The sequence below is a fragment of the Amycolatopsis sp. NPDC051071 genome (assembly GCF_040682875.1).
Classification (GTDB): domain Bacteria; phylum Actinomycetota; class Actinomycetes; order Mycobacteriales; family Pseudonocardiaceae; genus Amycolatopsis.
Genome location: NZ_JBFBBY010000002.1, coordinates 30,305 through 50,025 on the forward strand (window position 1 = coordinate 30,305; position 19,721 = coordinate 50,025).

Genomic DNA, 19,721 nt, shown 5'->3' on the forward strand with positions numbered 1-19,721 from the left:
ATGGCCGACTACTACGAGATCCTGCATACGGTCGGGTTCGAAGAGACCAACCTGGTGGGCAACGTCTATTACGTGAACTACGTGCGCTGGCAGGGCCGGTGCCGTGAGATGTTCTTGAAGGACAAGGCCCCCGCGGTGCTCGAAGAGGTCCGTCACGATCTCAAGCTGTTCACGCTCAAGGTGGATTGCGAGTTCTACGCGGAGATCACCGCGTTCGACGAGCTGTCCATCCGGCTGCGGCTGGAAGAGCTGACCCAGACCCAGATCCAGTTCACCTTCGACTACGTCCACCTGACCGCCGACGGGGAGCGGCTGGTCGCCCGCGGACGGCAGCGGATCGCCTGCATGCGCGGCCCGAACACGGCGACGGTGCCCAGCCGGGTGCCCGAGCAGCTGCGTGAGGCGCTGGCCCCGTACGCGGTCAACGGCAAGGGAGAATGACGTGGGCACCGCTGAGCCTGCTGCCGGGTCTACGCCACCGGAGCCGCCGCGGCCCGTGCTGAAACGGCTGCCGACGCCCGCCACGCGGCGACGGCTGTCCGCTCAGGCCGGGCTGCGGGAGGTGATGGGCCAGTTCGCCACCGGGGTCACCGTGCTGACCGCGGGCGGCGAACGGGCACACGGGATGACCGCCAACGCCGTCACTTCCGTGTCGCTGGAACCACCGATGGTGCTGTGCTGCGTTTCCCGCGCGGCCCGGATGCACGAAGCGATCGTGACGGCAGGCTCGTACGCGGTCACGGTGCTGGCGTCGGACCAGAAGGAACTCGCGAAGTACTTCGCGGACTGGCGACGCCCGGCCGGGCTCGCGCAGTTCGATTCGGTGGACTGGACGGCCGGGCCGCAGACCGGCTCCCCGCTGCTCGACGGCGCGCTGGCGTGGCTGGAATGCGAATTGGCCGAGGTCTACGAAGGCGGCGACCACTCGATCTTCCTCGGCAGGGTGGTCGCCTCCAGCCGCGGTACCGCGCAGGACTCGCTGGTCTTCTACGGCGGCGGCTATCACCAGATCGACGGCCGCGTCCGGGCAACCGCTTGACAGGAAGGGGAAAGATCATGACCGCCAACGAATCCGCCACCGTCCGGTCGGACGAGACACCGCCATCGGTGCACTCGCTCGACCGGCCGCCGGTGGTGACCACGATGCCTCGGCTTGGGCGGGGGGTGTGCTGGCGCGACATCGTGCGCGAGATCGAAGCCGACGAACTCGAGCGCGAGGCCCGCCTCAAGGAGGCGGCGTGACCCTGCAGGGTGATCCGGGCGCTCAGCGCACGGAGGATTCCGAGGTGGTGCCGCTGCCGGAAGACCGGCTGCGGCGCCCCCGGCTTCCGAGGACGACCGACGGGCAGGTGATCCCGCTCGCCCGCGGCACCGAACCGGTGCATCCGCCCGAACCGACGATGCCGCTGCTGCGCACCCAGCGCGCCGAACTGCGCGAACATATCGTCGACGGACGGCTCGACGGGGTCCGGCGGCAGCATTCGCTCGGCAAGCACACCGCGCGCGAGCGGCTGGACCTGTTGCTGGACCCCGGTTCCTTCACCGAGGTCGAGTTGTACCGGCGGCATCAGGCGAGCGGGCTCGGGCTGGCGGAGAACCGGCCCTACACCGACGGCGTCGTCGCCGGTTCGGGCACGATCGACGGACGGCGTGTTTTCGTCTACGCGCAGGATTTCACCGTCTTCGGCGGGTCGCTCGGCGAGGCGCACGCGGCGAAGATCCACAAGGTGATGGATCTGGCGATCTCCACCGGTTCACCGCTGATCGGGCTCAACGACAGTGGCGGAGCGCGGATCCAGGAAGGCGTCATGGCGCTCAACGGCTACGGCGGCATCTTCCGCCGCCAGGTCGAGGCGTCCGGCGTCATCCCGCAGATCAGCGTGGTGCTGGGGCCGTGTGCGGGCGGGGCGGCGTATTCACCCGCGCTCGCGGACTTCGTCTTCATGGTGCGTGACACCGCCCGCATGTACCTGACCGGGCCGGACGTCGTCGAAACCGTGACGGGTGAACGCGTCAGCCATGACGAACTCGGTGGCGCGGACGTGCACGGCGCGTCGTCCGGGGTGGCGACCGTGGTGCACGACGACGAGGAGAGCTGCCTCGCCGACGTCCGCTACCTGGTGTCGCTGCTGCCGTCGAACTACCTCGACCCCGCACCCCGCGAGCCGTCGCGGGACGCGGGCAAGGACCGGCGGCCCCGGTTCGCCGAACTCGTTCCGGTGGAGCCGAACAAGCCCTACGACATGCGGGACGTGTTCGCGGAACTGGCCGACGACGGCGAGTTCTTCGAACTGCACGAACGGTGGGCGCGGAACGTGCTGTGCGCGCTCGCGCGGATCGACGGGCGGGTGGTCGGCCTGGTCGGCAACCAGCCGGTGGTGTTCGCCGGCGTGCTCGACGGTCCCGCCTCGCAGAAGGCGGCGCGGTTCGTGCGGTTCTGCGACGCGTTCGGCATCCCGCTGGTGACCCTCGTCGACGTCCCCGGTTTCCTGCCGGGTGTCGAGCAGGAGCATTCCGGGATCATCCGGCACGGCGCCCAGCTGCTGCACGCCTACTGCGAGGCGACCGTGCCGCGGATCCAGGTCATCCTGCGCAAGGCCTACGGCGGCGCGTACATCGTGATGGACTCGCGGTCCATCGGGACCGACCTTTCGCTGGCCTGGCCGACCAACCAGATCGCCGTCATGGGCGCCGAGGGCGCGGTCAACGTGTTGTTCCGCCGGGATCTCGCGGCCGCGTCCGACCCGGACGCGTTGCGCGCCCACCTGGTCGCGGAGTACACCGAGGAGTTCATGAACCCGCAGTACGCCGCCGAACGGGGGCTCGTCGACGACATCATCGATCCGGCCGACACCCGCTCCGCCGTCGCCAGGGCGCTGGACATGCTGCAGGACAAGCGAAAGGCGGCGCCGCAGCGTAAGCACGGCAACCACCCGATCTGAACGGGGGACCACCATGCCACCGTCCGAAAAGGACACTGGGGTGCCGGTCTTCCGGGTTCTGCGGGGGGACCCGGAAGACGCCGCACTGGCGGCACTCGTCGCCGTCTTCGGCGCGCTCGCGGCCGCGGTGCCCCCGCCCGCCGCTCCCGTGCCGTCGGCCTGGTCACCACAGACCAGGCCTGCTTGGCGTACGTCGACCCTGCCCTGAACCCGGGCTCAAGTCCGTGAAGGCCGCCTTCCCGAGGTTTCCACTTACGTTCTGAAAAATGATCAGAACTTCGGGGGCCTCAGGGTTCGTCACCACGAGGGGTAGCGTCGGGCGGAGTCAGGCCTGAAGTCGCAAACGCCAGCCGACGTAGTCACGCGCGATGCGCCGGTTTGCACCATGACGGGAGCGCATGAGCGAGCTGGGCGCGGCGTTGCGGGCGGCACGGGAAGCTGCCGGGATCAGCCTGTCCGCGATGGCCGCGAAGACCCACTACAGCAAGCCCTATCTCAGTCAGCTCGAAAGCGGCACTCGCACGGCGAAGCCGGACCACGTGACCGCGTACTCCCGCGCCCTCAACGTCGCGGTTGACGCGCTCTACGGTCCTCCGCTCGACCCGCTCCGGATAGCTCACGAATGGCTCGTGGCGGACACCCCAGTCACGGTTCACCGCGAGGCGGGTCGTCGCGTCGGAGCGAGTCTCGCCGACGAGCTGGAAGACCGCGTGATGGAACTCCGGCTGCTTGACGACACGGTGGGCGGCGGGGACCTCATTCCACTCGTGCGACGCGAACTGGCCAACACGGCGGAGATCGTGAAGCACGGGAGCTATGCCGAACCGGTCGGTCGAAGACTCCGCGTGATCGTCGGCGAGCTGGCCCAACTCTCGGGATGGGTCGCCAGCGACGCCGGGCACTATGTCGAGGCTCAGCGGACTTACCTGGCGGGCGTGTCCGTGGCCGCGGAGGCCGGAGACGCCGCCCTCGCCGGGCAACTCCTTTCCTCGCTCTCCTACCAAATGGCTAACGTCGGTGACCCCGTCGATGCCGCGCTCCTCGCGAAAAGCGCGGTTGCCGGTGCTCGTCACGCGTCGCCGGTCGCACGGACGCTTCTTCTTGAGCGCGTGGCGTGGGCCAGCGCACGGTCGCGGGACCGGGATACGGCTCAGCGTGCACTCGACGCGGTTGACGACGCCTACGAAGCACGCTCAGCGGAGATCGCCGAGCCGCACTGGGTCTACTGGATGTCGCGGGACGAGATCGACGTCATGGCTGGGCGGTGCCTCATCGAACTCGGCGATCCGTCGAGCGCCTCGCCGCTCCTTACGACAGCGATCGACGGGTACGACACGAACCATGCGCGAGAGGTGGCGCTCTACCAAACGTGGCTCGCCGAGTCATACGCTCGTACCGGCGAGCTGGACGCGGCGCGCGGTGTCATCGAGAGGGCCAGAACGGCGACGTCGGACGTGAACTCCGCGCGGCTTGTGCACCGAGTCGAAGAGATCGAAAGGCTTGTGGGGTAAGGGCCGGGTGCCGAGTTCCGCTCGACGCCGAGTTGCCGGTATCCGCGGTTGAAAGGCCGCATCTCGCCACGGGTGTTCACGCGGCGCCGGCGGTCGCGAGCCGGTGCGCCGCCTCGGTCTCCCGCCGCGGGGGATACGTGCTGTGGCGGGGATGCACGGCGACGTAGAGGATCCCGCCGGCGACCACCGTCTCCAGGTCCGTTCGCTCCCCAGGCTCGAACGGGCCCCCACAGGCCGCGCAGGTCCGCTGGCGCTCCGCGGCGCTCACGACCGGTCCCGTTGCTCCGGGACGTCCGGCTCGGGCCACGAGAGGCCCAGCAGGTCGACGTCCAGTTCGTCGTCGGCGTAGATCTCGTACGGGTCGAGTCGGTCGGTCATGGCTGGCTCCTCGGGTTTTCGGCTGCTACCAGAGCACTACCAGGAGCCCCTTGCCGGCGACTTGTTATTTGCTCATCGCCGATCTTCAGCCGTCCTCGAGTACATCGCGATCGCTCTCCGATCGGACGGGTCCATCCTTGGTTGTCAAGTGAGTTGTTCATCCAAGATCGGGAGGAACGTCATGGCGGCACAGCTGCGAATTTGGGTGGTGACCGATGATTTCGACCCGTGCGGGATCGCCGAGGCAGGGGAGACGGCCAACGCCGCGGAACCGAGGCGGAGCCCCGAAAACCTGGTCGGCGAGCATGTCGTCCTTGGCTACAGCTGATGGACATGAGCGGCGAGCGGCAGGGACAGCACGAACAGAGAAGACCATCGGGTATCGCGCGCGGGAGAATGAAGATCGTCCGCGACCCGGCGAGACATCGAGGAGGCCTTCGGATGGCTATGCGCCTCCAGCTCACGTCGGGTTTGCAGGTGCTGGAAGAATGGGCGGGCAACGCACAGCAGGCCGACCGCAATGTTATCTACGAAGCCCTTTTCGCGGTAGCCGACGGATCCGCTTTTCTCATCTACGACATTTTCGGAGATGGCCGCGATCCGCATCAATTCATCATTCTGGTGAAACATGACCTGGTCATCAGGATAGGGCTCAAGCGCACCGATTCCTCGTTCGAGATCGTTTATATCGGCGCACTGGAGCACGGGACACCCGCCGCGGTGTGGGCCGAGGACTCCGACGGCTCCTGACCTGCGTGCACGGGCGGGTGAGGCCGAAAAGACCAGGCTTCATACCGCTGAACGGCCCAGTATCGTGACCGATGCCGACGGCCTTTCGCAGTAGTGGATCATGCGTTCCTCATCTTGACATCGTCCGCTCCGGCGTGAAATTCTTTCCCTGATTACGGATGGGGAATTATGCCGTAGGTAAATTGCGGTATTCGAGGTCTGGAGGCACGAAAATGTCGTCACCCGAATTTCCTGGATTGGATGTGTCGACGCGGGTACGCGCGCGTGACATTCAGATGGCCGGAGTGGCCGACGTCCGCCGCCGGGTGCTGATGATCTCCGGCGCGATCGACACCACCGAGCACGACGTGTCGGTCAGCGTCAACCTCCCGGAACCGGGCCGCTGGCAGGTGATCAAATCCGAGACCAACCTGACCGACAAGACCTGGGTCGCGATGCAGGTCGTCACCGACGAGGATTCGACCTTCGTCAACGACGCCGAGACGCTCGTGCTTTCGCGCCAGTTCTCGAAGTCCTTCATGACCCCCGACCAGCGCCGCCTCACCTTCTACGACGGTGAAGTGCGTCCCGGCGAGGCCGTGCTGAAGGTGTACTCGCTGGACGCGGGTGGCCGGAAGCCGACCTACTCCTACTCGCGCTACAGCCCCATCGCCACGGACACCGCCGAGCAGTCGCAGCAGACACTGGAAGAACTGATCAGCAACGGGATGCGGCAGCGTCCGGTGATCGAGCTGATCGTCCCGGTGACCGTGATCGGCTGAGTCCGGCCGTGATCACCTTCGTTCCCGGACCCCAGCTGCTCGATTCGCCGCGCGGACGGGAATGGCCGGTCCTCCCGGCCGTCCGCGCGGCCGCCACCCCCGAACCGCCGTCCGGCGCCGACGTCGTCATCGTCGGTGCCGGCCCGGCCGGGCTCGCGGTCGCTTCGGCACTGTGGCACCACGGGGTGCGTGACATCGTCATCGTGGACCGCGACGGCCGTCCTTGCGGCCGCTTCTTCGACCGGATCGATCTGCTCGGCCAGCGCGTGTTGCGCTCACCCTACGAACACCACCCCGGCGTCGAGGGCTACCGCGACTGCGAACTGCTGGACTTCGCCCGGCTGCACTGGTCGGTGCTGACCCCGGTGGAACGCCGCGAGATCCGGATGGCGCAGGCCGGGCACCGCTCGGTCGTCCCCGTCGACGTCTTCGAGGCCTACTGCACGCATCTGGCCGCGAGCCATCACGTCACCGAGCGGACCTGGCGTGGTTCGGTCCGCGAGGTCCTGCCGACGTCGGACGCGGTCACCGTACGCGCCGACCGGTTCTCCGTCACCGCGCGCCACGCGGTCCTGTGCCTCGGCGAGGAACGCCGGTCCGCGCCGGATCACTGGTGGGGTGGCGGTTATCCGCCGCGCGGCGTGAGCTACTGGGACGAACCCGTTCCCCCCGGCGGGAAACGGCTCGCCGTCGTCGGTGCCGGTCTCACCGCCGCGCATCTGATCGCCAACGGGCTCGCCCAGGGTCGCGAGGTGCACTGGGTGGTCCGCGAAGCAGGCGAGCGCTATCAATGCGCCGACGTCAACTCGTCGTTCTTCCGCCCGGAAGGCCGCGCCCGCTTCGACGGGGTGGACTGGTCCGACCGGCTCGAACTGATGGGCCGCTTCCGGCGCGCGTCGATCATGTTCGAGTTCCGGCCGCTGCTCGAAGCGGCCGAAGCCGAAGGACGGCTGATCGTGCACCGCGGCAAGGCGATCACCAAGGTGACGCCCGGCGTCGGCCTCCGCCTCGAAGACGGCTCGACGATCTCGGTCGACCACGCCGTGCTGGCGCTGGGCACCTCGCCGTCGATCGGTGACGGCCTGATGCCCGACGCCGCCGTCCTCGACCGTGGCGGCTGGCCGCAACTGGACGAGCGCACCTTCGCCTACACCGGCGCGCCCCGGGTCTTCGCCGTCGGTGCCGCCGCGGGGATGGCGCTGGGTCCGGCCGCCCGCAACATCGACGGCCACCGGGTCGCCACCGCACGGGTCGCGGCCGCCGTCGCCGAGAACCTGCGCCGGGACGCCCCGCTGCGGGCCGCCGCGAAGGACGTCGCCCGTGTCTGAGCCCTACGACTCCCGGTTCACCCTGCCCTCGGTCGACGACACCCCGTCGACCGAGGCGGGGGTGATCCTGATGGGACTGGACGCCGAACGCCTGCTCGCCGGGGTCGGCCTCGCGCGGATCGCCGACGAACCCGCGCTGGTGGCACTCGCCGTCGACCAGGCCCGGCACGACGCGCTCGCACTCGGCACCGCCGCGATGGTCGAGGCGGGCATCACCCGCTGGCGCGCGGTCCGCCCGCTGATCTCGGCAGGGCCGGAGATGACAGCGGCCGGTTCACTCCGGAAAGAATGGGAGCAGACCAGCGCACGGGTCACCGCCACGGTGCCAGGGCTGGGACCGGCGTCGGTCGCCTGCCTCGCGGCCTGCTGGCTGCGCCGCGACGACGTCGACAAGTTCGCCGAACTCGGGCGGGCGCCGGAGAAGGGGAGTACCACGCGCGATGTCCTATCTCGAGTCTTTGCCGACTGACGCCACCCTGCTGCAGGTCTTCCAGAAGTTCCCCGCCCCGGCTTCGAAACTGCTGGACTTCCACGAACTCGTCATGCGCGCGCCGTCGGCGTTCAGCGCGGGGGAGCGGGAACTGATCGCGGCCTACGTCTCCGGCGTCAACGATTGCCAGTACTGCCACGGGGTCCACACCGTCACCGCGGAGGCTTTCGGTGTGCCGGAAGGACTTCTGGCCACCGCACTGGCCGATCTGGACTCCTCGGCCGTCGACGAGCGCATGAAGCCCGTGCTGGCCTACGTGGGCAAGCTGACGCGGACGCCGTCGAAAGTGACCGACGCGGACGCCGAAGCCGTCTTCGCGGCGGGCTGGGACGAGGCCGCCCTGCACGACGCCGTCCTCGTCTGCGCGCTGTTCAACTTCATGAACCGGATGGTCGAGGGACTCGGGATCCGCGCCGACGCTGCCTACGCGAAGACCTCGGGCGTGCGGCTGAAGGACGGCGGCTACGCCGGTCTCGCGGACCTGCTCGCCCGCGTCTAGTGCCCTGCGTCCGCACACCTGCCTCCGGGCAAGTGGGTTGTGAGCGGTAAGTCGTGTTCTCTTGTGGGGTAAGGCAAAGGTGGCGCCTTCGGGTGAGGTGGTGCCTGGGGTGGCGCGGCACGCACTCGCGTGCTTGAAGGCGTAACTCGCGTGCTTGAAGGGGGAACTCGCGTGCTTAAAGACGTAACTCGCGTGCTCAGACCCCGCACACCTGAGTTCGGCATCCAGCACGCGAGTTACGTGCTCAAGCACGCGAGTTACGTCTTCAAGCACGCGAGTTACGCCTTCGCTCTGGCTGCCGACCCCGCGAACAGCCACTCACGAACCCTCGCCGTCCGCATTTAGAGGACTAAACGCGACCCACGAATGACTACGCCATCCGGGTGGCGCGATCCGTCAAGTGACCACACTCGGTCATTATCGCCTGGTGAGAACAGCCCGCGACGCTTCGTGTCCGGAGCGCGCGGGACTGCTCCATTCGATAGTTGTGACCGGGCAAACAGAGCAAACCAGGAGAACCTTCTGGAGTAGGCGAAAAGCACGGCGCCGCGATGATGCCTGTCACTGGCTGCGTACCCGCCCCGGGCAGCACGATTCCCACATCGAAGGAACACCCCGAAAACCATTGAAACGCCTGGGAGCAACTCGATGAAGAACGCTGTGACCGACAACGTCCGCTCGCTCTTCGCCGTCCGGGGGATCGACACCGATTCCGCCGGGAACCACGTCGACCTGGTGATCGACCGTTTCGACAACTGGACCAACCGGCCGGGCGGGCAGGTCTTCGACTGCTTCACCGGTGCCTGCTGTACGTCTCCGCCCCTGGCCGAAGCGAGCTGAGAGCGTCCCGCCCGCCGTCGCTCGCGCCCCGAACGCGAGTGGCGGCGGGTTTCTCCGCGCGTGGGAGGGAAACCGCGATGACCCCGGCCAAGACGAACCCGGCCAAGACGAACCCGTGGCGTGTCCTCGGTGTGCTCTGTATCGCGAACTTCCTCGTGCTGCTGGACACCACCATCGTCAACACCGCCGTACCCGACATGATGACCCGTCTCGACGTCGGGATCGGCGAGATCCTCTGGATCCTCAACGGTTACCTGCTCGCCTTGGCGTCGCTGCTCGTCTTCTTCGGCAGGCTCGGTGACCTGGCCGGGCCGCGGCGGCTGTTCGTGCTGGGGCTCGCGGTGTTCACACTCGCCTCCGCGCTCTGCGCGCTGGCGGACGGCCCCGCGTTGCTCATCGCCGCCAGGGTCGCGCAGGGGATCGGCGCCGCGATACTGAGCCCGCAGGCGTTCGTGCTGATCGCGGCGATCTTCCCGGCCGAACGGCGCGGGGCCGCGTTCGGCCTGTTCACCGCGGTCGCCGGGATCGCGGCCATCAGCGGCCCCACCCTCGGCGGGCTGCTGGTCACCGAATTCGGCTGGCAGTCGGTGTTCCTGCTCAACGTCCCGGTGGGGATCGCCGGCATCCTGCTCGCACTGCGCGTGGTGCCGGACGCCCGTACCGGCAGGTCGCACCGGTTCGACGTCGTCGGCGTGCTGCTGGTGACCCTCGGCCTGATCGGTCTCGTCCACGGCCTGATCGAGGGCACGATCGCGAGTTTCGCCGTCGCGATCGTCGCACTCACCGTGTTCGTCCTCTGGGAGCGGCGGAGACGCGATCCGCTGGTACCGCTGGGACTCTACCGGGACCGCGGCTACCGCGTGGCCACCGTGCTCACCGGCGTGACGGCGTTCTCGATCGCCGGTTTCCTGCTCGTCTTCGTGCTCCAGACGCAGAACCTGCTTGGTATGAGCCCGCTGATGTCGGGTGTCGCGGCCCTGCCGTGGACGCTGGCACTGAGCGCGGTCGCCCCGGTGGCCGGACGGCTGGCCGACCGGTTCGGCGGCCGATGGCTGCTTGTGGGTGGTCTAGGCCTGTACGCGGCGGGGGTGGCCGCGACGGCGTTCCTACCGGACGAGACCTCGACGGCCGCCGTCTTCGTGGCCCCGTTGATCGCCGTCGGCGTCGGGCAGGGGCTCGCCATCGCCCCCGCGACGACCGAGGCGTTGCGCACCATCCCGCCGGATTCCGCCGGCGCCGCGTCGGGTGTGCTCAACACCGCCCGCCACGTCGGTTCCGCGCTCGGCGCCACCGTCGCGGGGGTGTTGTTCCAGGCCAGGCTCTCCGACGGCCAGCTCGGTGCCGCACGCACGACGTTCCTGATGCTGGCGGTCGTACTCGCGGCCGCTGCGCTCCTGGCGGTACGCATGCCCGGACGACGTCCGGTCGTCGCGACGGAAAGTCACCGACCGACTGCGGAATCCGTAGTCGCGTGACTCGTTTGCCGTAGCGCCTCGTAGGCGGCCGAGACCGACTCACCACCCGAACGGTGGAACGCGTTCTGTTCGGGCGTGTTTATGTTGGATGACGGGGGCGTGCGCGGAGGGGCGGCGCGATGGTGATCAGAGTTCTCGTGGCCGAAGACATGCACATCGTCAGGGGGGCACTTGTAGCGCTACTGCGGCTGGAGCCGGATATCGAAGTGGTGTCCGAAGTGGCGTCCGGTGACGAGATCCTCGCCGCCGCACGGACTTCGCGGACCCAGGTCGCGGTCATCGACATCGACCTCCCCGGCAAGGACGGCCTCACCGCGGCCACCGAACTGCACGAGCAGCTTCCCGAGGTCAGAACGCTGATCCTGACCAGCCTCGGCAGGCCGGGCACCCTCCGCCGGGCACTGGCGGCCAAGGTGAACGGATTCCTGTTGAAGGACGCCCCGGCGGAGAAGCTCGCCAACGCCGTCCGCGGGGTCGCCGCCGGACGGCGGATGGTCGACGGCGATCTGGCGCTGGCCGCCTGGGACACCGTGGACTGCCCGCTGACCCCGCGCGAGATCGACGTCCTGCGGCTCACCGCGGAAGGCCGCGACACCCTGGAGGTCGCGGCGAAGGCCTTTCTCTCCACCGGAACCGTGCGCAACTACCTGACCACGATCGTTTCGAAGCTCAACGCGCGCAACCGGGTCGACGCGATCCGGATCGCCAAGGAGTCCGGCTGGATCTGACGCCCTAAACCGGGACCACCGCGCGCAACCGGAACCGCCCGTCGGGCTCGACACCGGCGGTCAGCTCGCCGCCCAGTCCGGCGACGCGGTCGGACATGTTCGTGATGCCACTGCCCGCGGCCTCGACCCGCACCGGCTTCTCCGGCTCCGGCGGGCGCCCGTTCTGGACGCCGTCGTTGACGATGTCCAGTGAGACCCCGGCACCGAAGCGCCGCACGGCGATCTCGCAGGATTCGACCTTGCTGTGCCGCAACACGTTCGTGACGCCCTCACGCAGCACCACGGCCAGCACAGTGCGTATCTGTGCGGGCAGGTCGTCGTATTCGATCTCCAGCCGCACCTGGACGTCGGCGGCTACCAGTACCGCCTGCGCGGACCGGGATTCCTGGTCGAGTGACAGTTCCCGGTAGCCGCTCGCCACCGACCGGACGTCGGTCAGCGCCTGCCGGGTCAGCCCGAGGATCTCCAGCAGCTCGTCGGAGGCCCGCGTGGTGTCGATGTCCATGATCCGGCTGGTCAGTTCGCTCTTCAGTGCGATCGCCGAGAGGCTCATCCCAAGCAGGTCGTGCAGGTCGCGGGCGAAGCGCAGCCGCTCCTCGGCGACCGCGACCTCGGCGAGGCGTTTCCTGGTCTCGCCCAGTTCGGTCACCAGCCGGATCAGCCAGATGAGACCGAACACCATCAGCCCGGTGTTCAGGATGGACGCGAAGCTGTAGAACCCGCCGAGGAAATTAGTGCCGTACTCGATCCGGATCAGCACCACGCCGGCGGCGGTCGCGGCGAACGCCGTCCAGCCCGCCAGCGGCGGCAGCACCAGCAACGCGGTGCCGGCGAACAGGCTGGGCAGGCTCACCCAGGAGTTCCCGAGCGGGATCAGCGGCAGGAAGATCAGGCAGGCCTGGACGAACAGCAACGCGTAGCTCTGCCGTGAGCGCAGCCGGACGTTCGGCCGGGCGAAATAGGACAGTTGCAGGGTGATCAGCGCGGTGAGATACCCGGCGATCAACGCGATGGACCAGCCATCCTTCGTCAGCATGAAGGCCCGCGTCATCGCGGAGAGACCGAAGAGGATGAAGACCACCGTCAGTGTCCACTGGACGTTCCTGGCGTCGATCCGCGACCACTGACCGGGAGTTTGCTCCAGCGCCGTCTCGGTGGGTTCGACCCGCTCGGATACCGGGAGTTCGGCGTGCAGCCGCCACCGGCCGCCCGCGTCGAGGCCCGCGGTCAGCTCGCCGCCGTGCCCGGCGACCTCCGCGGTCACCGAACGCAGGCTCTCGGCGGTTTCCTCCGGGACGTCCTCGTGCGCCGTGCCGTCGTGGACGATCTCCAGCCCGACCCGGCCTTCGCACATCCGGACGGTGATCTCGCAATGCTCGACGCCGGTGTAGCGGAGCACGTTCGTGACGCCCTCCCGCAGCACCTTCGCCAGCAGGGTGCGCAGCTTCACCGGCAGCTCGACCTGTTCGAAATCGAGCCGCACCGCGACGTTCGACGCCGAGAGCAGCGAGACCGCGGTCCGTGATTCCTTCTCCAGCGACAGCTCCCGGTACCCCCTGGCCACCGACCGCACGTCGGACAGCGTGCGCTGCGCGATCCCGGTGATCTCGGCGAGTTCCTCGCGGGCCCGGTCCAGCGATTTGCGCAGCAGCCGGTGCACCAGTTCGCCCTTGAGCGCGATCGCCGAAAGGCTGAGCCCGAGCAGGTCGTGCAGGTCCCTCGCGAACGCCAGCCGCTGCTCGGCCACCGCCCGCCTCGCCAGTTCGGTCCTGGCCTGGTGCAGTTCGGTCACCAGCCGCGCGAGCCAGGTCAGCAGGTAGACGACCAGCGCGTAGAAGACCGCGGTGATGCTGTCGAACACCGCGCCGAGCCACGTGTCGTCGTAGCTCCACAGGATCCAGGTGGTGCCCGCCATCAGCACGGTGAACACCGCCCAGCCCGTCCGCGGCCGGAAGAGCAGCAGTGAACTTCCGGCCGCGAGAGTGGTCAACGAGCTCAGCGCCGCCTCGAACTGCAGGGTCGGCAGATACGCCAGGCAGGCCTGGACCACCAGCATCGCCTTGGCCAGCCGGGTGTCGAGGCGGACCGCCGGGCGGCTGAAGTACAGCAGCTGGATCGCCAGCACGGGGCCGACGTACAGCACGGCCATCAGGCCTTGCCAGAAGTCCACCCCCGGCCGCAGCAGTACGGCGAGGAGGCCGAACAGGCAAGAGTTGACGAAGACGACGGTGATGATCAGCCCGGCGAGGAACAGCGCCCGCCGGGGCCGCCGGTCGATCCCGGCGGTTCCCAGAGGTTCGGCGGTCACCGCGAGCTGTTCCGGCACAGGCACCCCAGTGGTAACAGGAGACGTCTTACGATGTTGTGCTTCGCCCTCACGATGGCCGTGGCCGGGCGCCGCACGATATTCCCTCGCGGTGTATTCGGATCCTAACCCATGCTTGTTACCCCGGTTGCTCCTTCCGGGTAAAGGGGAACGGCGAACGGGGAGACGTTTTTCCCTACTGGGGACAAGGAAAAACGCAGATATCACCCGTGCGGGTGTGGGACGTTCGCACCACGGCGGCGATCTCGGAACACGCCACGATCGAAGACGCGGCGGCTCAGACACTCCGAAGGTTCCGAGGACTCCGAGGGTTCCACTGTGTACGCCGGGGCCGGTGGCTCTAAGCTCGGCGCATGGCCAGGTATTTCGACGTACATCCGGAAAATCCGCAACGGCGCGCGATCGGACAGGTCGTCGACATCCTGCGTGAGGACGGGCTCATCGCCTACCCGACGGACTCCTGTTTCGCGCTGGGCTGCCAGCTGGGGAACAAGGACGGTATCGATCGGATCCGGAGCATCCGCAAGCTCGACGACCGCCACCACTTCACCCTGGTATGCCAGGACTTCGCCCAGCTCGGCCAGTTCGTGCACATCGACAACGCGGTCTTCCGTGCGGTCAAGGCGTCCACCCCTGGCAGTTACACCTTCATCCTCCCGGCCACCAAGGAGGTCCCGCGCCGTCTGCTGCACCCCAAGAAGAAGACGGTCGGCGTGCGCATCCCGGACCACGTGGTCACCCAGGCGTTGCTGGGGGAACTCGGCGAACCGCTGCTGTCGAGCACGCTGCTGCTGCCCGACCAGGAGGAGCCGATGACCCAGGGCTGGGACATCAAGGAGCGGCTGGAGCACGTGGTGGACGCGGTCATCGACTCCGGCGAGTGCGGCGTCGAACCCACCACGGTGATCGACTTCTCGTCGGGGGAGCCGGAGATCGTGCGCCGGGGTGCCGGAGACACCACCCGCTTCGAATGACGCCGGTGGGACCGGTCGCCCCGGTCCCACCCTGGAAGCGTCTTCAGTGCGCGACGAGCCCTTCGATCTTCGACGGCGCCGAGGGGATGTGGAACAGCCGCGTGAACAGCTCCAGATGCGCGGGGTCGCCCTTGATGGCCACCGCGCCGCAGGTCAGCGCGCTCGCCGCGTCCAGCTCGCCGTTCAGCAGTTTGAGCATGAGGGGGCCACGCGGCTCGATGACGATGTCCGGAGCCGGATGCGGTCCCTCACCCGCGGTCACCGTGCCGTCCTCGACCACCGCGTGGACGATCATCTGATCGCCGTAATGCAGCTCGAACGAGCCCTGGACGCCATGGGCTTCGTCCGGCTGGAACGTCGTGTAGAGCGACAGGATGGCCGCGTCGAGGGTGAACAGGTCGTCCGCGGCCGGGTCGGTGAGCGACCGCGCACCCCACAGGCCCAGCTGCAGCAGGATCTGGTCGAGGTCGTTGCCGTATTCGGTCAGCTCGTAGACCACCCCGGCGTCGAGCTGCGAAAGCACCCGGCGCTGGAGGACGCCGTGCCGCTCGAGCTCGTTGAGCCGGGTCGACAGGATGCTCGTCGGGATCTTCGGCAGGCCATGCTGCAGTTCGTCGAAACGCTTCGGGCCGAGCACCAGGTCGCGGATCACGAGCAGGGACCAGCGTTCCCCGATGATCTCGAGCGCGCGGGCGAGGCCGCAGAACTGGCCGTAGGTGCGAGCGGTCATGCTTGACTCCTCAACTTCCTGGATCTGGTGACAGGTGGTGCTCGTTCGCCGTGCGGCGATCAGCGGATCGGGTGTCCTTCGGCGAGCAGTTCGCGGTGCAGCTCTCGCAGTTCGGCGCAGGGTTCCACCCCCAGTTCGTCGTCGAGCCTCGCCCGCAGCCACTGGTACGAAGCCAGTGCGTCGCTGCGGCGGCCGCTGAGTCCCAGCGCGCGGATCAACTGGGCGTGCAGGGTCTCGTCGAGCGGGTTCGCGGTGGTCAGCGACCGCAGCACACCGAGCATCTCGCGGTGACGGCCGGCGCGGATCTCGGCTTCGATCCACAGGTCACGGGCATTGCGCCGGTGCTCCAGCAGATAGACGGTGTAGGCGGCCAGCGTCGGTCCACAGTGGATGTTGGCGAGTGGTGGACCGGACCACAGGTCCAGCGCGGTACGGAAGGCCTGCGCGGCGGCGATGTTGTCGCCGTCGGCCAGCAGGTCGCGGCCGAGCCGGTGCAGTCGCTGGAACTCCGACACGTCGACCACGGCCGGGTCGACGTCGAGCCGGTAGCCGGGCGGGCTGGTGACCAGGAGACCGCCCTCGTCGGTGCCGTCCGGGTCGAGATGACGCCGGAGGTGGTGGACGTAGGTGTGCAGGGTCCGGCGGACGCTGCGCGGCGGCGTGTCGTTCCACAGCTCGTGGACCAGTGAGTCGACGTGGACCGTCTTGCCTGGCCGGATCAGCAGCATCGCCAGCAGCTGCAGGAGTTTCGGTGTGGTCGGCGCGCGATCGGCTCCGCCGGTGTGCAGTTCGAGCGGGCCGAGGAGCCGCGCGCGCACCGCCGTGCCTGCCGCGCCTCCCGGTTCGGTATTCATCGCGTGCACCCCCTGCCCCTCCGGCGGACTCCCCCTCTGTGACGGTGACAGAGGGACAACCTTCGGAACAGTGCTGGAAACACCTGGTGGACCGTGATTTATTCGTTGTGCCGTATGCGATGGTCACGACATGCCGCGCGAAACCGTTTGTGGCAAACGAGAAGACGCGGTCGCGGTCAGAGCCAGTCGGAATCGGTGGCGATGCGGATGGCGTCGACCCGGTTGCGGGCGTTGAGTTTCGTGACCACCGTCGCCAGATAGTTCCGCACGGTTCCCGGTGACAGGAACAGTTCCGCCGCGATGTCGGCGACCGTACGCCCGTTCGCGGCGAGGCGCAGGATCTCGGCCTCGCGCGGTGTCAGCGGGCAATCTTCCGTTTCCCAGGCGGACAGCGCGAGTTCGCTGTCGATGACGCGGCGCCCGATGGCGACCGAACGGACGGCGTTGGCGAGCTTGTCGGCCGGCGCGTCCTTGAGCAGGAACCCGTTCACCTTGGCGTCGAGCGCGCGACGCACCGTGCCGGGGCGGCCGAGCGAAGTGAGGATCAGCGTGCGTACTCCCGGAAGTTGCTGGTAGAGCTCGGAAGCGGCGGTGAGGCCGTCTTTGGCGGGCAGGTCGATGTCGATGATCGCGACGTCCGGTAGGTACTCGGCGGCCATCGGAAGGATCTTGTCGCCGGAGGAGACCTCGGCGACGACCTCGATGTCCTGCTCGAGATTCAGCAGGGCGATCAAGGCACCGCGAACCATGTGCATATCTTCGGCCAATAGGACTCGGATCACTCCGACCTCCTCTTCCCCAGTGTGCTAACTCTCAGTGTACATAGCAAACCCGGAAGAGTGAATCTGAATCGCACGATACAAGGTTGCGGTTTATCTCGGCCTGGCCCGAGCTGATCAAGACCTTGGTGAGCTGCGACGATGCGACGGCTTTGGGGATCGCGCCCTACCTGTGAAAAAGCAACCGGCCAATTACCCGCTGTCAGGCAAGGAGGTGGCAAAAATGCCGCCAGAAGTGCATTACATTTCTCGATGAGTACGTTCCACTCCGGTGAATTCGACTGGCGAACGGGTGAATTAACCATTTTCGGTCGCGGGTAATCGACTGTTCGGCGGTACCGGCCCGCCACTGGCGCGGACCTCGATCACCTGTCGAGCGCCGCGTGGTCTCCTCGGCAAGAGCCGAGTTCGCGCGCGAAGCCGCCACAATCCACAAAGGACGTATGTGATGAGCTCATTGCTGGGTGCACTGCGCAAGGTCATATTAGCGCCCTCGCTGGCCTCGGTCGGTTTCGAGGGGCGCGGGTTCGGGGTGCCGCCGACCCCGGCGACGGCCCGGCTGGAGTCCATCCCGCAGGCGGTGGTCTGCGGGTTCGAATGGGGGATCCACGGCCCGGCGCTGTGGGAGGCCGAACGGCGGCTGGACATGGTCGAGCCGGAGACGCGCGGGTTCGCCTACGAGGGCGCGGCGATGGCGTTCACCATCCTCGACGTCATGCCGGGCGGACGGAAGGACCGTACGGCCGAACTGATGAGCGGCCCCGGCCTCCCGCATGTGTTCCTGACCTACATCGGCATCGGGTTCGCGATGGCGCGGCTGCCCCGGCCGCTGTGGAAGAAGGTGCTGCCGGAGCTGGACGGCGTCCCGTTCCACCCGACCATGAGCTGGCTGGCTGTCGACGGCTACGCCTTCGACCGCGCCTACTTCGACACCCGCAAATGGGTCGACGAGCAGTTCGTCCCCAAGCCGTACGCGTGGGCAGGCGCCCCCGCGTACTTCCCGCGCGCCTGCGACCAGGGCATCGGGCGGGCACTGTGGTTCATCAACGGTGCCGACCCGGTGAAGGTCGCCGCGGCGGTGAACCGTTTCCCCGCCGGACGCCGTCCCGACCTGTGGAGCGGCGTCGGGCTGGCCTCGGCCTTCGCGGGCGGGTGCGACCAGGCGGGACTGACCAGGCTGCGTAAGTCGGCGGGGGAGCACCAGGACGAACTCGGCCTCGGTGTCGTGTTCGCGGTGAAGGCGAGGACGTTCTCGTCGTTCGTGCCACCGCACACCCGCCGCGCCGCGCGGACGCTGGCCGGGCTGAGCATCGAGGAGGCCGTCGACCTCGCCGACCGGACCGAGGTCGTCGCGAACGCCGCCGACGGGACGCCGGCCTACGAACTGTGGCGGGCGAACATCCGCGAGGGTTTCGCCCCGGCGGCCGGCCGCTTGTCGGCCTGAGGTCCCGTGGACGTCATGAAAGGGTCTTTCAGGACGCTTTTCGTCTTGAAAGACCCTTTCATGACACCCGGGTGCGGATCAGGCGGCGTGCTTGAACGGCTCGGGCCGGTGCCTGAGGTCGGGCAGCGCGAGCAGGACCGGCGGGTCGAACAGGCGCTTGGGACGCACCCGCAGGTCCGCCAGCCGGGCGGTGACGCCGGGCTCGACGGTGATCGGGCCGTGGTGGCCGGTGTATCCGGTGCCGCGGCGCGTGAGTGGCCCGGTCACGCAATGCGCGACGAGGTGCCAAGTGCCTTCCGGGACCTCGGTCAGCTGGTAGGGGCCCGGCGCCTCGATGAGTGTGTAGCGCACGGGCGCGCCCTCGGGGATGCGCGTCGGGAACAGACCGACGAACACGAGGCCGGGCGAGATCTCCGGCGGCGCCGAGACGAAACCGCGGACGATCGCCGGTTTCACCCCGGGACGGGGTTCGCCGGCCAGCCGGTGCTGGAAACCGCCCTGCTGGCGGTACGCGGAGGGGGAGAGTCCGACGCGGCTGCTGAACCGCGTGCTGAAAGTGCCGACGCTGTTGTAGCCGACGCGGTGGCTGATGTCGGCGACGGTGATCGAGGTGGTCAGCAGCAGACGCTTGGCCTCGTCGAGCCGCAGCGCGGACAGGAACCGGCCCGGCGAAACGCCGGTGGCCTGCGCGAACACCCTGGTGAAATGGAATTTGCTGAACGTCGCGGCGCGGGCGATGTCGTCGATAGTGAGCTCTTCGCTCAGTTTTTCGTTCATGGCCCCAATGGCTCGCTCCACGGCTCGCCGGACAGTCTCATCCATTGTACCGTCCTTTCGCTCGAGGAATTCTGGCGTGCTTTACGGTTTCCGACACTAGTGCTCGCCGCCGCTTCTCCTGAAGTGCTTGATTCA

Annotated in this window: 23 protein-coding genes; 17 read left to right on the plus strand and 6 right to left on the minus strand. The window is 68.1% G+C overall.

Going from position 1 to position 19,721, the window contains the following annotated elements; genetic code table 11:
- The 6 genes from AB0M65_RS00885 (at position 1) to AB0M65_RS00910 (ending at position 4,453) form a co-directional block, all read left to right on the plus strand.
- On the plus strand, positions 1-441 hold the full coding sequence (locus AB0M65_RS00885; RefSeq protein WP_364019337.1) for an acyl-CoA thioesterase: 441 nt from the start codon (positions 1-3) through the stop codon (positions 439-441).
- Between the two features lies 1 nt (position 442).
- Entirely contained in the window at positions 443-1,039 is a 597-nt protein-coding gene (locus tag AB0M65_RS00890; RefSeq protein ID WP_364019340.1) for a flavin reductase family protein, read from the plus strand.
- Between the two features lie 17 nt (positions 1,040-1,056).
- Positions 1,057-1,242, plus strand: a complete 186-nt coding sequence (locus AB0M65_RS00895) for a DUF6222 family protein (RefSeq protein ID WP_364019343.1) — start codon at positions 1,057-1,059, stop codon at positions 1,240-1,242.
- Complete coding sequence (locus tag AB0M65_RS00900) at positions 1,239-2,942, plus strand: acyl-CoA carboxylase subunit beta (RefSeq protein WP_364019346.1); 1,704 nt, start codon at positions 1,239-1,241, stop codon at positions 2,940-2,942. The genes AB0M65_RS00895 and AB0M65_RS00900 overlap by 4 nt, the downstream gene beginning before the upstream one ends.
- Positions 2,943-2,955: 13 nt before the next feature.
- Positions 2,956-3,150, plus strand: a complete 195-nt coding sequence (locus AB0M65_RS00905; protein ID WP_364019349.1) for an acyl-CoA carboxylase epsilon subunit — start codon at positions 2,956-2,958, stop codon at positions 3,148-3,150.
- A gap of 190 nt (positions 3,151-3,340) precedes the next feature.
- Positions 3,341-4,453: a helix-turn-helix transcriptional regulator gene (locus AB0M65_RS00910; RefSeq protein ID WP_364019352.1), complete on the plus strand. Its 1,113-nt coding sequence runs from the start codon at positions 3,341-3,343 to the stop codon at positions 4,451-4,453.
- Between the two features lie 76 nt (positions 4,454-4,529).
- Here AB0M65_RS00910 and AB0M65_RS00915 read toward each other — a convergent pair whose 3' ends face one another.
- Entirely contained in the window at positions 4,530-4,721 is a 192-nt protein-coding gene (locus AB0M65_RS00915; RefSeq protein WP_364019355.1) for a hypothetical protein, read from the minus strand.
- 291 nt (positions 4,722-5,012) lie between these two features.
- Here AB0M65_RS00915 and AB0M65_RS00920 point away from each other — a divergent pair, with 291 nt between their 5' ends.
- The 9 genes from AB0M65_RS00920 (at position 5,013) to AB0M65_RS00960 (ending at position 11,702) form a co-directional block, all read left to right on the plus strand.
- On the plus strand, positions 5,013-5,159 hold the full coding sequence (locus AB0M65_RS00920; RefSeq protein ID WP_364019358.1) for a hypothetical protein: 147 nt from the start codon (positions 5,013-5,015) through the stop codon (positions 5,157-5,159).
- Positions 5,160-5,272: 113 nt separating this feature from the next.
- On the plus strand, positions 5,273-5,581 hold the full coding sequence (locus AB0M65_RS00925) for a DUF6235 family protein (protein ID WP_364019361.1): 309 nt from the start codon (positions 5,273-5,275) through the stop codon (positions 5,579-5,581).
- A gap of 275 nt (positions 5,582-5,856) precedes the next feature.
- Positions 5,857-6,342, plus strand: coding sequence for a DUF6423 family protein (locus tag AB0M65_RS00930; protein WP_364019640.1), 486 nt, complete (start codon positions 5,857-5,859; stop codon positions 6,340-6,342).
- Between the two features lie 8 nt (positions 6,343-6,350).
- Positions 6,351-7,670 (plus strand): FAD-dependent oxidoreductase, encoded by a 1,320-nt coding sequence (locus tag AB0M65_RS00935; protein ID WP_364019364.1) that lies wholly within the window; start codon positions 6,351-6,353, stop codon positions 7,668-7,670.
- Positions 7,663-8,139 (plus strand): DUF6187 family protein, encoded by a 477-nt coding sequence (locus AB0M65_RS00940; protein ID WP_364019366.1) that lies wholly within the window; start codon positions 7,663-7,665, stop codon positions 8,137-8,139. The genes AB0M65_RS00935 and AB0M65_RS00940 overlap by 8 nt, the downstream gene beginning before the upstream one ends.
- Positions 8,111-8,659: a peroxidase-related enzyme gene (locus AB0M65_RS00945; RefSeq protein WP_364019369.1), complete on the plus strand. Its 549-nt coding sequence runs from the start codon at positions 8,111-8,113 to the stop codon at positions 8,657-8,659. Before AB0M65_RS00940 ends, AB0M65_RS00945 begins: the two co-directional genes overlap by 29 nt.
- 648 nt (positions 8,660-9,307) lie before the next feature.
- The gene (locus AB0M65_RS00950) at positions 9,308-9,499 is read left to right on the plus strand and encodes a hypothetical protein (protein WP_364019372.1); all 192 of its coding nucleotides are present in this window, start codon (positions 9,308-9,310) and stop codon (positions 9,497-9,499) included.
- Positions 9,500-9,576: 77 nt separating this feature from the next.
- Entirely contained in the window at positions 9,577-10,974 is a 1,398-nt protein-coding gene (locus AB0M65_RS00955; RefSeq protein WP_364019375.1) for an MFS transporter, read from the plus strand.
- Positions 10,975-11,093: 119 nt separating this feature from the next.
- On the plus strand, positions 11,094-11,702 hold the full coding sequence (locus AB0M65_RS00960; protein ID WP_083255140.1) for a response regulator transcription factor: 609 nt from the start codon (positions 11,094-11,096) through the stop codon (positions 11,700-11,702).
- 4 nt (positions 11,703-11,706) lie between these two features.
- Here AB0M65_RS00960 and AB0M65_RS00965 read toward each other — a convergent pair whose 3' ends face one another.
- Positions 11,707-14,028, minus strand: a complete 2,322-nt coding sequence (locus tag AB0M65_RS00965; protein WP_364019379.1) for a histidine kinase — start codon at positions 14,026-14,028, stop codon at positions 11,707-11,709.
- 353 nt (positions 14,029-14,381) lie between these two features.
- On the opposite strand from AB0M65_RS00965, the gene AB0M65_RS00970 reads away from it, so the two are divergent.
- The gene (locus tag AB0M65_RS00970; protein ID WP_364019381.1) at positions 14,382-15,002 is read left to right on the plus strand and encodes an L-threonylcarbamoyladenylate synthase; all 621 of its coding nucleotides are present in this window, start codon (positions 14,382-14,384) and stop codon (positions 15,000-15,002) included.
- A 43-nt stretch (positions 15,003-15,045) separates the two neighbouring features.
- On the opposite strand, the gene AB0M65_RS00975 is transcribed toward AB0M65_RS00970, so the two are convergent.
- The 3 genes from AB0M65_RS00975 to AB0M65_RS00985 form a co-directional block, all read right to left on the minus strand.
- Positions 15,046-15,732 (minus strand): winged helix-turn-helix transcriptional regulator, encoded by a 687-nt coding sequence (locus AB0M65_RS00975; protein ID WP_364019384.1) that lies wholly within the window; start codon positions 15,730-15,732, stop codon positions 15,046-15,048.
- 59 nt (positions 15,733-15,791) lie between these two features.
- Entirely contained in the window at positions 15,792-16,586 is a 795-nt protein-coding gene (locus tag AB0M65_RS00980; protein WP_364019387.1) for an AfsR/SARP family transcriptional regulator, read from the minus strand.
- A gap of 176 nt (positions 16,587-16,762) precedes the next feature.
- Complete coding sequence (locus tag AB0M65_RS00985; protein WP_364019390.1) at positions 16,763-17,368, minus strand: response regulator transcription factor; 606 nt, start codon at positions 17,366-17,368, stop codon at positions 16,763-16,765.
- A gap of 445 nt (positions 17,369-17,813) precedes the next feature.
- Here AB0M65_RS00985 and AB0M65_RS00990 point away from each other — a divergent pair, with 445 nt between their 5' ends.
- A complete protein-coding gene (locus AB0M65_RS00990) occupies positions 17,814-18,809 on the plus strand; it encodes a DUF1702 family protein (protein WP_364019393.1) in 996 nt (331 codons plus the stop codon).
- Between the two features lie 78 nt (positions 18,810-18,887).
- Here AB0M65_RS00990 and AB0M65_RS00995 read toward each other — a convergent pair whose 3' ends face one another.
- A complete protein-coding gene (locus tag AB0M65_RS00995) occupies positions 18,888-19,586 on the minus strand; it encodes a helix-turn-helix transcriptional regulator (protein ID WP_364019395.1) in 699 nt (232 codons plus the stop codon).
- Positions 19,587-19,721: the final 135 nt, after the last annotated feature.